The organism is Kitasatospora sp. NPDC101108 (assembly GCF_055584725.1).
This window is the reverse complement of the sequence record NZ_JBVJLM010000001.1, coordinates 404,276-416,663: the sequence shown is the minus strand read 5'-3', so window position 1 is coordinate 416,663 and position 12,388 is coordinate 404,276. Positions and strand designations below refer to the sequence as shown.

Annotated in this window: 9 protein-coding genes; 5 read left to right on the top strand and 4 right to left on the bottom strand. The window is 75.4% G+C overall.

Features of this window, described 5'->3' with window-relative positions; translation table 11 throughout:
- Nucleotides 1–38: 38 nt before the first annotated feature.
- A complete protein-coding gene (locus ACZ6Z8_RS01875) occupies nt 39–542 on the top strand; it encodes a metallophosphoesterase family protein (RefSeq protein WP_465605336.1) in 504 nt (167 codons plus the stop codon).
- Between the two features lie 63 nt (nt 543–605).
- On the opposite strand, the gene ACZ6Z8_RS01870 is transcribed toward ACZ6Z8_RS01875, so the two are convergent.
- Complete coding sequence (locus ACZ6Z8_RS01870; protein ID WP_465605334.1) at nt 606–1,016, bottom strand: SRPBCC family protein; 411 nt, start codon at nt 1,014–1,016, stop codon at nt 606–608.
- Between the two features lie 242 nt (nt 1,017–1,258).
- On the opposite strand from ACZ6Z8_RS01870, the gene ACZ6Z8_RS01865 reads away from it, so the two are divergent.
- Nucleotides 1,259–1,765 carry a mycothiol transferase gene (locus tag ACZ6Z8_RS01865; protein ID WP_465605332.1) on the top strand — a complete coding sequence of 169 codons (507 nt, stop codon included), beginning with the start codon at nt 1,259–1,261 and terminating at the stop codon, nt 1,763–1,765.
- 83 nt (nt 1,766–1,848) lie between these two features.
- Here the strand turns inward: ACZ6Z8_RS01865 and ACZ6Z8_RS01860 are convergent, their stop codons facing one another.
- Nucleotides 1,849–2,964 carry a TIM44-like domain-containing protein gene (locus ACZ6Z8_RS01860; protein WP_465606301.1) on the bottom strand — a complete coding sequence of 372 codons (1,116 nt, stop codon included), beginning with the start codon at nt 2,962–2,964 and terminating at the stop codon, nt 1,849–1,851.
- Between the two features lie 513 nt (nt 2,965–3,477).
- Between ACZ6Z8_RS01860 and ACZ6Z8_RS01855 the strand changes: the two genes are divergently transcribed.
- Nucleotides 3,478–4,395, top strand: coding sequence for an alpha/beta fold hydrolase (locus tag ACZ6Z8_RS01855; RefSeq protein ID WP_465605331.1), 918 nt, complete (start codon nt 3,478–3,480; stop codon nt 4,393–4,395).
- A gap of 44 nt (nt 4,396–4,439) precedes the next feature.
- On the opposite strand, the gene ACZ6Z8_RS01850 is transcribed toward ACZ6Z8_RS01855, so the two are convergent.
- A complete protein-coding gene (locus ACZ6Z8_RS01850; protein ID WP_465605329.1) occupies nt 4,440–5,378 on the bottom strand; it encodes a hypothetical protein in 939 nt (312 codons plus the stop codon).
- A gap of 188 nt (nt 5,379–5,566) precedes the next feature.
- On the opposite strand from ACZ6Z8_RS01850, the gene ACZ6Z8_RS01845 reads away from it, so the two are divergent.
- Nucleotides 5,567–5,926: a hypothetical protein gene (locus ACZ6Z8_RS01845; protein WP_465605327.1), complete on the top strand. Its 360-nt coding sequence runs from the start codon at nt 5,567–5,569 to the stop codon at nt 5,924–5,926.
- A gap of 179 nt (nt 5,927–6,105) precedes the next feature.
- Here the strand turns inward: ACZ6Z8_RS01845 and ACZ6Z8_RS01840 are convergent, their stop codons facing one another.
- A complete protein-coding gene (locus ACZ6Z8_RS01840; RefSeq protein ID WP_465605326.1) occupies nt 6,106–6,774 on the bottom strand; it encodes a phosphoribosyltransferase in 669 nt (222 codons plus the stop codon).
- Nucleotides 6,775–7,749: 975 nt separating this feature from the next.
- Here ACZ6Z8_RS01840 and ACZ6Z8_RS01835 point away from each other — a divergent pair.
- Nucleotides 7,750–12,351 (top strand): HAD-IC family P-type ATPase, encoded by a 4,602-nt coding sequence (locus ACZ6Z8_RS01835; RefSeq protein WP_465605324.1) that lies wholly within the window; start codon nt 7,750–7,752, stop codon nt 12,349–12,351.
- The last annotated feature ends 37 nt before the right edge of the window (nt 12,352–12,388 follow it).

The window sequence follows — 12,388 nt, the reverse complement described above, 5'->3', positions numbered from 1 at the left end:
CCTCGGCGAGGTCCTGACCCGAACCGGAGTCCACCGGCGTGCGACTGCTCCTCACCTCCGACACCCACGTCCCCACCCGGGCGCGCTCCCTGCCCGCCCCGCTGCTGCGCGCCCTCGACGAGGCCGACGCGGTGTTCCACGCCGGGGACTGGGTCGACACGGCCACACTCGACCTGTTCGAGGCCCGGGCCCGGCGGCTGGTCGCCGTCCACGGCAACAACGACGGGCAGGCGCTGCGCGACCGGCTGCCCGAAGTGGCCCGGGTCGAACTGGCGGGCCTGCGCTTCGCGGTCGTCCACGAGACCGGCCCCGCCCCGGGGCGCGAACAGCGGTGCCGGTCGCGCTTCCCCGACACGGACGTTCTGGTCTTCGGGCACAGCCACATCCCGTGGGACAGCCACGCCCCCGGCGGCCTGCGGCTGCTCAACCCCGGCTCCCCGACCGACCGGCGCCGCCAGCCCTTCGCGACCTACCTGACCGCCCGCGCGGACGACGGCCGCCTCACCGAGGTACGGCTCCACCGGCTGCCCCCGCGTTCCTGACCCCGGCCCTGGCCCTGCCCAGGTGGGGCCGGGGCCGGGGTCCGGGCAGGGCCCGGATGGGGGTCAGCCGCTGGAGTCGGCCCGCAGACGGACCTGCTCCTCCAGCCGGGCCAGGCTGTCGTCCAGCGCCTGCTCGACCTCTTCGCGCGGCGGGGCCGACCGCGGGTCGAAGAACGACAGGTGGACGGTCACCTGGCTGGTGCCGGTGTCCAGGCCCGCCACCTGGAGCCAGCCGGCGTACCGGCCGTTCTCCCGGGTCCCCCACTCCATCCGCATCTGGTCCTTCTGCGCCCGCAGGAGTCCGCGTTGGTCCTCGCCGGTGCGGTCCTCGTGCACGGTCACCGCGGGCGGATCGTCGACCCGCACGTGCAGATCACGGGGCATCCACGCGTCGAACCGCCCAGGGTCGGAGGCCTGGTCGAAGACCAGTTCCGGCAGGGCCGGCATGGTGCGGGTGCGCTCGTACTCGGTCATCGGCCACTCCTCGGGTCCTGTCCGCGCCGGCAGCGGGCCGAGCGGTCCGCTGCCCACCCTCGGCCCCGCCCGGCGATACCGCGACCAGGGGGCCGCCGGCCGACGGACGCCGGGGTCCGGTCCGGTCGCAGCCGGTCCCGGGTGGCCGGGGCGCCACGGGCGGGACAGAATCGTCGGGGTGGCGCGACATCCGCCATGCCGCCGGTGGGGCGGGTACGGACCGGGAGGCGACTGTGACCGGCGTGACCAGCACCGATCTTCTCGTGGACGCGTTCGACAGGATCCGTGAAACGGTCGCCGACGTGGTCGAGGGCCTGACCCCCGAGCAGCTGGCGTTCCGGGTGCGGGACTCGGCCAACTCGATCGCCTGGCTGGTCTGGCACCTCACCCGGGTGCAGGACGACCACCTCGCCGACGCGGCCGACCGCGAACAGGTGTGGACCGCCGACGGCTGGGCGGGCCGGTTCGGGCTGCCGTTTACCGCGTCCTCGACCGGCTACGGGCACCGGCCCGCGCAGGTCGCCAAGGTCACCGCCACCGCCGACCTCCTCGTGGGCTACCACGAGGCCGTCCACGCCCGGACCGTCGCCTACGTGCGCGGCCTCGACAACCGCTCCCTCGCCAGGATCGTCGACGAGTCGTGGCAGCCTCCGGTCACCCTGGGCGTACGTCTTGTCAGTGTGATCGCCGACGACCTCCAGCACGCCGGCCAGGCGGCCTACGTACGGGGCCTGCTGGCCCGGCGGTGACGGGGGCCGCAGCCGACCGGGGCCGTTCCGGAGGAGCCCGCCCCGGTTCCGCCTTCAAGAGGCGACCCCGGCGAGGGCTCCGCCTACTCCACGTGGGTGGCGATCACGGTCCAGGCTCCGGTCGACGTGTCGTCCCTGCGGAGGTCGAACGCGAAGCTGATCGGCCTGCGCCGGCGTGCGTCGCCGCGGAGCACCTGCTCGCTGCGCCGGTCGACCTCGTAGTAGACGCCCTCCGCGTCGACCGCGACACGGAAGACGATCGGGTCACGTGAGACCAGCGAGCGCACCATGACCGACCTGACGACGGCGTCACGCATGACGGTTCGATCGACCGTGCGCACGGACGTGAAGTCCAGACTGCCGTCGTTCATGACCCACTCCTCCAGGAACCGCTCGACGGCGACCTCCAGAACCGCCTTGTCGAACCGGCCGTCGAGCACGCTCAGATCGCCGACGGCGGCGTCGGCATCCGTGCTCCACGAAATGTTGGTGAGCGACAGGATGTCGCTCACCCCCTTGACCGCGGTCTTCCCGGCGACTTCGAGCACCGCCTCGCGAGCGACCTCCTTCTGGTCCCAGCCGTCCGTCTCGATGGCGCTGGTCAGGTGGTGCGCACCCTCGGCCGCCTGCTCCACCGAGGACACGATCCACTCTCCGTCCCGGCTCTTGCGCAGCGTCCAGTACTCGACCGGGCGTGTCGAACCGTCCTTGCGCACGGCATCCGGGCCGTGGCTGCGGCGGACGTAGTCGTTGAGCGTCGCGGTGACCCGGAAGGTGACGGTGTCGTTCACCTCGCCCGCGCGGTTCGCGACGTCGACCAGCTCGACCACCGGGCCGGAGACGATCTCCACGACGTTGACCTCGCCGCGTGATTCGTAGTCGCGCAGCTCGTCGGCCCACTTGCCGTAGAGCACCGGGGACAGGATCTGCCGCAGGGTGGCGTGATCGTGTTGGGTCCAGGCACGCTGGGCGGTCACGTACAGCCAGACGGCTCGGCGCTCGATCGCGGCGCGATCGAAGCTCGGATCCGTGTCGGCAATGGCATCGACCCGGGCCCCGACCTGGGCGGCGCGCTCACGCGCCTGCGCGTCCGCGCGGTGCGCCGTACGGTCCGACACGGTGTTCAGACCGACTGTCTGCCCCGCTTTCCGGCGCCGGTACACGAGCCACAGGATGAGGAGGACGACGACCACGATCACCAACAGGGGGACGATCTCACCGCCACCGGATCCGTAACCGAAACCGGAGCCGCCGCCGGTCGAACCGTGGAAGCCGCCACCATGGCTACCCCCGCCACCATGGCTGCCGCCGCTGCCCCCGAACCCGTGGCTACCGCCCCCGCCGCGGGCGTACGCGACGGTCGGGCTGCTCAGCGCGACGACTCCAGCGACCACAGTTGTCCACCGACGGGCGCGCACCGGGCTCCCCCTTCAAGAAACAGAGCTTTTCGGACGCGAGCCTACAAGCCTGGTCACCCGGGCGGCCCAGGGGTCGGCCGGTGGCCCGACAGGGCGATGGCCTCGGGGGCTGCGGAGACGGCGGGACGGGAGCTGTCGCCGAACTGGGCGGTGTGTGGGGCGAGCGCGGTCGGCCGGTGGGTCGAGGCGCCCGAGAACGGGCCCGAGCCGCCGTCGACGGTCAGCCGGGCCGGTCGGACCGGCGGCCGCCCCAGGGGCAGTTGCCGGCCGGCCCGGGCGTGCGAGCATGACCGGATGACTGCGAGTTCCCACGAGCTGTACGAGCTGCACCGGGTGACGACACCGGTTCTGGAGATCGCCTACCACCGGACCGGCCGGCGGCGCCGGAAGGCCGACGCCCCGGTGATCCTGCTGCACGGTTTCCCCTACGACGTGCGGGCCTACGACGAGGTGGCGCGGCTGCTCGCCGAGGCCGGGCGGGAGGTGCTGGTGCCGTACCTGCGCGGTTACGGGCCGACCCGGTTCCGGGAGGCGACGACGATGCGCAGCGGCCAGCAGGCCGCGCTCGGCCAGGACCTGGTGGACTTCATGGACGCGCTGGGGATTGACCGGGCCGTGGTGGCGGGCTACGACTGGGGCGGGCGGGCGGCCTGCGTCGTCGCGGCGACCGGTCCCGAGCGGGTCCAGGGGCTGGTGACGGCGGGCGGCTACAACATCCAGGACATCGCCCGCGCGATGGAACCTGCCGCCCCCGAGGCGGAGTTCAACTTCTGGTACCAGTACTACTTCCACTCCGAGCGGGGCCGCCTGGGGCTGGAGCGCAACCGTGAGGAGCTGTGCGGGCTGCTCTGGCGGTTGTGGTCGCCGACCTGGGCGGATGCCGGGAAGGCGTTCGCCGCGTCCGCGCCCAGCCTGCACAATCCGGACTTCGTGGAGGTCGCGATCCACTCCTACCGGCACCGGTACGGGCTGGTGGACGGGGATCCGCGCTACCGGGCGCTGGAGGAGCGGCTCGCCGGTCAGCCGCCGATCGGGGTGCCGACGGTGGTGCTGGTGGGTGAGGAGAACGGGGTGATCCCCGCCGCGGACCAGACCGGCACCGAGCGGTTCACCGGGCCGTGCGAGGTGCGGACGCTGCCCGGGGTGGGGCACAACGTGCCGCAGGAGGCGCCGGAGGCGTTCGTCGAGGCGGTGCTGGGTCTGGTGGGGTGAGCGGCGGCGGGGCCGCCGGGAGGGCGGCGGCCCCGCGCAGGACACTAGCCGTGCGTGACGCACTTGTTGGCGCTGTTGGACCACAGGCCCTGGAGGTCGAAGGTGCCGGTGCTCAGGGTGACGTAGGCGTCGAGGTTCTCGCACTCGTCGCCGATCTCCCCGCCGCCGCCGTTCCAGCCGATGCTGGGCCAGAAGTCGGTGACCGTCTCGGCGTACTCGTGGGTCTCGGTGGACTCGATGCCGGAGAGCATCCGGCCGTCGGTGAAGGTGGTGCAGGCGCCCGCGCCCATGTCCGGGATGTACGGCAGGTTGGTGTAGGCCAGCGTGCCGTAGGAACTGCTGGTCTTGTCGTGCCAGGCGCAGAAGCCGCTGTTGGGGAAGCCGTCCGGGTGGGTGCCGGTGGGGGAGAGGACCACGTACTGGGCGTTGAGGTTGGGCGCCTGGGTGGTGTTGCCGAAGTGGGCGGCGGCCTTGCCGGCCTCGGCGCCGAGCTGGGTGCTGGTGGCGCTCGCGGGCGCGGCGGCGGAGTTGTCGAACCACACGCCCGCCAGCGGGGTCGAGGCCGGGTGCTGGACGTGGACGCCCTTGGTGCCGCAGCTGGTGGTGCCCTTGGCGACGCCCTCGCAGTACTGGTCGAGCACGGTGCCCCAGGTGTCCTGGCTGCCGTAGAGGCCCTTGAACATGTTCTGCATGTCGGCCGCCACCCCGGCCGGGTCGGAGGACCACTGGCTTCCCCAGAAGACCAGGTACACCTTCGGGGTGGGGGACACCACGCCCTGGGTCGCGGAGGAGCGGACCGAGAGGGTGTTGTTGGTGGTCGCGGCCGGGTGCGGGGCGGTGCTCGGGCGGAGCGGCTTGGTCCCGAAGTGGGCGGTGGCCGGGGCGGGTTGCGCCTCGGCTCCGTTGGCCAGTGCGGTGGTGCCGAGGGCGGCCAGGGCCAGCGCGGTGAGGGTGTGCGCGGCGGCCTTGAGCGGTGTGCGCATGCGTCTGCTCCCGGGTGTGAGGGTGTGGGAGGTTTGTCGGTGCTCGTCGAGCCCGGACACCACATCAACTCGGCGGCGGTGCCGTCCAGATGGCGGACGCAGCGGTGCGAAGCCTTTGCCGTGGTCATACCAAGTCCTTGTCGCCGAAAGGCCGGTGGACATGTTCGATGGGGCACCGAGGGGGAACGATGGAGAAGCGGCAGCACGCCGAGCCCTGGTACGCCACCGCGCTGCGGGCCGGGCTGGAGCTGGTCGGCTGGATCGGCCTGCCGATCGCGCTGTGGCCGCACTCGGTGGTGCTGGCGATCGGCGTGGACGTGCTGCTGATCGGCCTCCCGGCGGTCCTGCAGACGCCCGGGGACAAGCCGGGGACGGTCGTCGCGGTGCCCGGCTGGGTCACGGTCCTGATGGTGCTCGCCGAACTCGCCGGTGCCGTCACCGCCGCCGGGCTGCTCCTCCCGGGCTGGGCGGCGGTGCTGGTCGGGCTCCTCGCCCTCGTCTGCTGCGGCACCGAACTGCCGCGCTGGCGGCGGCTGTTGCGCACGTAGACGGGCCCCGGCGGTACCGCCGGGGCCCGTTCGACGGGGCTGCCGTCAGTGCAGGGCGTGCAGGGAGTCGGTGCGGCTCAGGTCGCTGCGTGCCGGAACATCCGGCGTAGGGGGGACGGCCGACGGTGGGTCATCGGCCCTGGACCGTGGGCGGTGGACCGTGGTTGACGGCGCGCCGGTCAGCCCGCGGCGTCGTGCGGGCCGTGCCGGCGCAGCAGGACGGCCGCCTCCCGGTCGGTGACCTCGTGGAACTCGCCGTACCACGGCCCGGCGGCGTGGGCGTAGGGCGGCAGGTGGAGGCAGACCAGGGCGTCGACGTCCCGGCGCAGCTCGTCGGCGAGCCGGGCGTCGCACAGCGGCGCCGCGAGGACCAGCCGGTCCGGGCGGTCCGGGCGGTCGCGGAGCAGGGCGCGGACGGCGGTGTGCGCGGTGAGGGCGTCGGTGAGACCGTCCGAGACCAGGACGACGGTGCGGCCCCGGAGGCACAGCGGGGCCCGCCCGTCGCGGTAGAGCGCCTCGCGGCGGTGCACCTCGGCGCGCTCGCGCTTGACGCTCTCGCCGACCTCGACCGGGGTGACGCCGAGGATCTTGAGCGACTCCCGGTCGAACAGCGGCGGGTTGCGGTCGGCGATCGCCCCCACCGGGCGGTCGTAGCCGGGCACGTTCAGCTGCCGGACCACGGTGGCGTCGAGCGGGGCGTCCAGGGTCTCGGCGACCTCGGCGGCGACCGGCAGCCCGCCGGGGGCCAGGCCGAGCACGACCACCCGGTCGTCGGTCCGGTCGCCGACGAACGGCAGGACCGCCCGGGCGAGTTGGTGCCCGGCGGCGCTTCGGTCGAGGAATCTCACGGGGGCATCCTTGTCATCGGCCGCCCGGAGTTCCCGGGTGGTGTTGCCGACGGTGAGGTGCCCGTCCGTGTCGTCGGCGAGTGCTCGGCATGCCGGTCAGCGGTTGGGGCGGCGGCTCGGGGCAGCGGCTGGGATCAGCGGTTGGGGTCGCGATCGGGTGCACGGCCCCGCGGGCGGCCCGCGCGAGGACGCGTCTGCCCGACGGCGGCGCGGGGAAACGGCTGCCGTGGTCACCGGGGCGTGGCTCCGGGGCCGCAGGACGTCCCGCAGGAGTGCGGGGCGAGCGGCGGCCGGGAAGGGGGCCTTCCGGCCGCCGCGGGACGTCGAGGGATCGGGCCGTGGCGAGCGCCACCTCGGTCGACTCGATCAAGGCGGGCCGGTCGGGCCGACGCGCTGATGTTTGAGCCGGCGCTGGTGGGCAGACGCAGGGGTGGACACGTGGACCCGCGGGTCGTGCGCGCGTACGCGCGCGGCAGGCCCGGGGCCGGAAACAAGCGCGATCGGAAGCGGCCATGAACGACCAGGAATCGACTTCATCAGCTCCGTCGACGGGCCCGGCCCGATTGCTGCGCCCGGTGGAGTCCGCCGCCTCCGCCGTGCGGCGCGTGCCGGGTGTCGGGGCCGTGGGCGGAATGGTCGACGGAGTGCTCGACACTGTGGGACTGGTGTCGCCGCGGACCCGCCGGATCGCCGCCTACACCGGCGCCGGACTGCTGGGAGCGCTGGGCGCGGTCGAGTGGCCGGTGGCCGCGGCCGGTGCCGCGGCCGTGTGGCTGACCCAGGCGCGGCCGAGGAGTTCCACGGGGTCCGCCGCCTCAACCGCTCGGACGGGAGATCCGGGAGGTGGGAGCGGAGCGGCCAGGACGGCGAAGCCGCGCACCCGGGGCACTCCGAGCCGCCGCCGGACCACCGTCGCCGCGTCCGCCGGGTCGTCCCGGCGGAAGAGCGGCTGACCCGGCGGATCGGGGCCGAGCCGTGGTGCTGCGCCGACTGACCCGACTACCGGCGACGGGCCTGGGACTGACCCTGGCCGTACCGGTGGTCCTCGCACGCTCCGCCGTGCCCACGGCCCGCGCCGCCGCCCGGGTGGCCGCCGAGGCCGGGCGCGTCGGGGCCCGCACCACCGTCCGCAGCACCGTCCGGACCGCCTCCTCGGCCGCCGGGACGGCGATCCGGGTGGGCAGGGTCGCCCGGAGCGCGGCCGAGGCCGGCACCGGCTACTGGCACGCGGGCTCGCGGATCCAGCTGCCGCTGCGCCCCCGGGGCGCCGGCACGGCGCGCAACGTCGAGGCGGCGGCCCGGCGGGTGGCGCTGGGGCTGGCCCGCCGACCGGACGTGATCGCCGCCTACTGGGACGGCGGCCTCGCCCGGCTGGTGGTGCAGCTGACCCAGGACGCGGCCACCGACCGCGTGGTGGAGCGGGCCACCGAACTCGCCGCCGGACAGCGCCTGGAACGGGTGGACGAGGACGTCCTGGAGACCGCCCACCCCGGGCGGACCGGCGGCGTCCGCGCCCAGGCGGTCGCGCTGGCCTGCGACGCCGTCGGATTCGTCACCGCCGTGGGAGCCCGGGCGGTTCCGCTGCGCACCGGGCCCCGGCTGGCCACCGCCCTGGTCTCCCTGGTCCGCGAGGACCCGGACGTCCGCGCCCTGCTGCGCCGCCGGCTCGGCGAGGCCGGCGCCGACCTGGCGATGGCGGCCGCGGGCGCCGCGGCGTACGGCGCCGGGCAGTCTCCCGGCGCGCTCGCCCTGGACGCGCTGCTGCGCACCGGGCGGCTGATGGAGACGATCGCCGGCGCCGCCGCCTTCGACGCCGCGCACGACACGGTCTGCGCGCCCGGACGGCTGAGCGTCGCGGGTGCCGGAACCGCCCGGCCCGCGCTGCGCCCGCTGCCCGGCGAGGAGTTCGCGGACCAGGCGGTCGGCAGCACCCTGCTCGGCACCGCCGCGGCCCTGCTGTTCACCCGCGACGTGGCGGAGGCCGCCGAGGGGCTGGTGGCGGGCAACCCGAAGGCCGCGCGTTACGGCCCCGCCGCGTTCACCTCCGCGCTGGGCACCGCGCTCGCCCGCGAGGGCGTCCTGGTCCGCAACCTGGAGCGGCTGCGCCGACTGGAGCTCGTGGACACCGTGGTGCTGCACCCCGACTCGCTGCGCGGCACGGGCAGAACGGTCCTGGAGGCCCATCCCACCGTGCCCGACTGGGACCACGACCGGCTGTGGCAGGCGGCCGTCGCCGCCCTGGACCGGCCCGGGGCGGACCTCGAACTCCGGCCGGTGCCGGACCGGGCCGGCCGGCCGGACGCCGGGACGGGGCTGCTGGTCGCGTCCGCCGGGGGCGTGGACGTCGGTACGGTCCTGGTCGGCCGGGAGATCGCCCCGGTGGCCGAGGCCGCGCTGGACGCCGCCCGCCGGGCCGGCCTGCACGTCGTGGTGGCCGACGACGGGACGCTCGGCGACTTCGGTGCCCTGGCCGACCAACTGGTCGGCGCCGAAAGGCCGTTGGCTGACGTGGTGCGTGAACTCCAGCGTGAGGGAAGGGTGGTGCTCACCATCGCCCGCGTTCCGGCGCACGGGGCAGCGGAGTTGACGGAGGAGGCCCGCGAACTCCTCGCCGGACTGCTGCGCGGCGACCTCGCGGTCGCGGTGACCGACCCGGACAGCGCGGTGGTGTGGGGCGCGGACCTCCTCCTGCTGAACGGCCGGAGCGGCCGGAGCGGCCGGAACAGCCCCAACGGGCAGGAGGACCCGACCGGCCAGGAGCACCCGCACGGCCCGGACGGCCTGACCGGTCTCGACGCCGCCTGGCGGCTGCTGGCCGCGATCCCCGCCGCCCGTACCGTCGCCCGCCACTCCAAGACCCTGGCCGAGGCGAGCGCCGCGCTGTCCGGTCTCCTGGTCGTCACCCGGGGCCGGCGCCCGCACGGCACCCTCCCGCTCGCCGCCCGGCTCTCGCCGGTCAACGTCGCCACCGCCGCGGCCCTGCTCTCGGGCTGGCGGGCCGCCCTGCGGGTCAGCACCCGCCGGGCGCCCCACCCGCCGCCGCGCGTCCCCTGGCACGCGCTCGCGCCCAAGGAGGCGCTGGCGCGGCTCACGGCCGCCCGACGTCCGGCTCACCGCGACGCGCCGTGGGTTCGGCGGCTCACCGCCCACCCGCCGCTGCGCCGTGTCGGCCGGATGGTCGGCGCGGTGCACTCCGAGCTCGACGATCCGCTGACGCCGGTCCTGCTCGTCGGGGCGACGGCCTCCGCCCTGCTGGGATCGACCGTGGACGCGGCGCTGGTCGCCGGAGCCCTCACGATGAACGCGCTGATCGGCGCGTTCCAGCGGCTACGCTCCGAACGGGCGCTGTCCGCCCTGGAAGTGACGCAGCATCAGCGCGTCACGGTGGTCGACGGCGAGCGGACCCGGAGGATCGGCGCCGCCGACCTGAGGCCGGGTCAGCTCATCGACCTGAGCACCGGAGAGGTGGTGCCCGCCGACGCCCGGCTGATCGAGGTGGACGAGCTGGAGGTGGACGAGTCCGCGCTGACCGGTGAGTCCCTCCCGGTCGCGAAGCAGCTGGACGCCACCCCCGAGGCGACGGTCGCCGACCGTCGCTGCATGGTCTTCGAGGGCACCACCGTGGTGGCCGGACACGCCCGGGCCGTCGTCGTCGGCACCGGAGAGGACACCGAGGCCGGACGGGCCGCCCACCTCGCCGCCCGCACCCCGCCCGCCGGGGGAGTCCAGGCCCGGCTGCGCGAACTGACCGACCGCAGCCTGCCGTTCACCCTGCTCGGCGGAGCCGCCGTCGCGGGAATCGCGGTGCTGCGCGGCAGCCCGGTGCGCGAGGCCGTCCGGGGCGGGCTGGCCGTGGCGGTGGCCGCCGTACCCGAGGGCCTGCCGCTGGTGGCCACCGTCGCCCAGCTGGCCGCGGCCCGCCGGCTCAGCCGTCAGGGCGTGCTGGTCCGCACCCCGCGCGCCCTGGAGGCGCTCGGCCGGATGGACACCGTCTGCTTCGACAAGACCGGCACCCTGACCGAGAACCGGCTGCGGGTGACCCGCGTCGCCACGGCCGACGGCACCCGCCACCCGGCCGACGACCCCACGGCCGTCGACGTCCTGCGGACGGCTGCCCGGGCCTGCCCGCCCGCCGACGAGGGTGAGGCCGTGCACGCTCACTCCACCGACGAGGCGGTGCTCGCCGCCGCACCGGACGACCTCGGCTGGACGCCCGCCCAGACGCTGCCCTTCGAGGCCAGCCGCGGCTACGCGGCCGCGACCGGGACGGCGGACGACGGACGGGCGCTGCTGGTGGTCAAGGGCGCGCCCGAAGCCGTGCTGCCGGCCTGCGCGGGCGCGGCGGAGACCGGGGAAGCGACCGTGGCGGCCCTGGGCGCCGAGGGCCTGCGGGTCCTCGCCGTCGCGCTGCGACCGCTTCCCGACGCCGACGACGCGGCGCTCGACCGGCCGTTGGAGGGGCTGGAACTGGTCGGCTTCGTCGCTCTGGCCGACACCCCGCGATCCGGATCCGCGGCGCTGATCGAGGGGCTTCGCGCCACCGGCGTACGGCCCGTGATGCTCACCGGCGACCACCCGGCCACGGCCCGCGCGGTCGCCCTCGCCCTCGGCTGGCCCGAGGACCTCACCCTGGCGACCGGCGACGAGCTGGCCGGCCTCGACCGGACCGGCCGCGCCCGGGCGCTGGGCGACTGCGACGTCGTCGCCCGGGTCGCCCCCGAGCAGAAGGTGCTGGTGGTCGAGGCGCTCCGGGAATCCGGGCGGGTGGTGGCGATGGTCGGGGACGGCGCCAACGACGCCGCCGCCATCCGCTCGGCCGACGTCGGGATCGGGATCGCCGCCCGGGGTTCGGCGGCCGCCCGCAATGCGGCCGACCTGGTGATCACCGACGACGAACTGACCGTGCTGACCGACGCCGTGGACGAGGGCCGGGCGCTGTGGCGCAGCGTCGCGGACGCGATCACCATCCTGATCGGCGGCAACGCCGGCGAGATCGGCTTCTCCCTGCTGGGCACCCTGCTGTCCGGGCGCGCCCCGATGTCCACCCGGCAGATCCTGCTGGTCAACCTGCTCACCGACATGTTCCCGGCGATGGCCGTCGCGGTCACCCCGCGGGACGATGCCCCGGACGGCGAAGCCGCCCAGCGGGTCGGTACCGCCGCGCTGGACGCCCCGCTCGCCCGGCAGATCCGCCACCGCGGCCTGGTCACCGCCCTCGGCGCGGCCACCGCCTGGCTGATCGGGACCGCGACCCCCGGCTCGGTCCGGCGCACCAGCACGATGGCCCTGTGCGGCGTTGTCGGCGCCCAGCTGGCCCAGACCCTGACCGGGCGGGCCCGCAGCCCGCTGGTGCTGGCGACGGTGCTGGGTTCCGCGGCCGCGCTGGCGCTGATCGTGCAGACGCCGGGCGTCAGCCGGTTCTTCGGCTGCACCCCGCTCGGCCCGGTGGCCTGGGCGGGCGTGGCGGCCTCGATCGCGGTCGCCGTCGCCGCGCCGCCGCTGATCCCGCAGGCCGAGCGGCTGGTGCTGGTGGCACTGGCCCGCGCGGTGTCGGCCGTACGGGGCAAGCGGTCGTGAGCGGGGCCGGGCGGCCCGGTCGAGCGTTCCGTTCACG

What these genes read in the sequence shown, in the direction of transcription:
- ACZ6Z8_RS01870 (WP_465605334.1), bottom strand. Translation starts at nt 1,016, where the DNA reads ATGACCGAGTACGAGCGCACCCGCACCATGCCGGCCCTGCCGGAACTG.
- ACZ6Z8_RS01855 (WP_465605331.1), top strand. Translation starts at nt 3,478, where the DNA reads ATGACTGCGAGTTCCCACGAGCTGTACGAGCTGCACCGGGTGACGACA.
- ACZ6Z8_RS01850 (WP_465605329.1), bottom strand. Translation starts at nt 5,378, where the DNA reads ATGCGCACACCGCTCAAGGCCGCCGCGCACACCCTCACCGCGCTGGCC.
- ACZ6Z8_RS01845 (WP_465605327.1), top strand. Translation starts at nt 5,567, where the DNA reads ATGGAGAAGCGGCAGCACGCCGAGCCCTGGTACGCCACCGCGCTGCGG.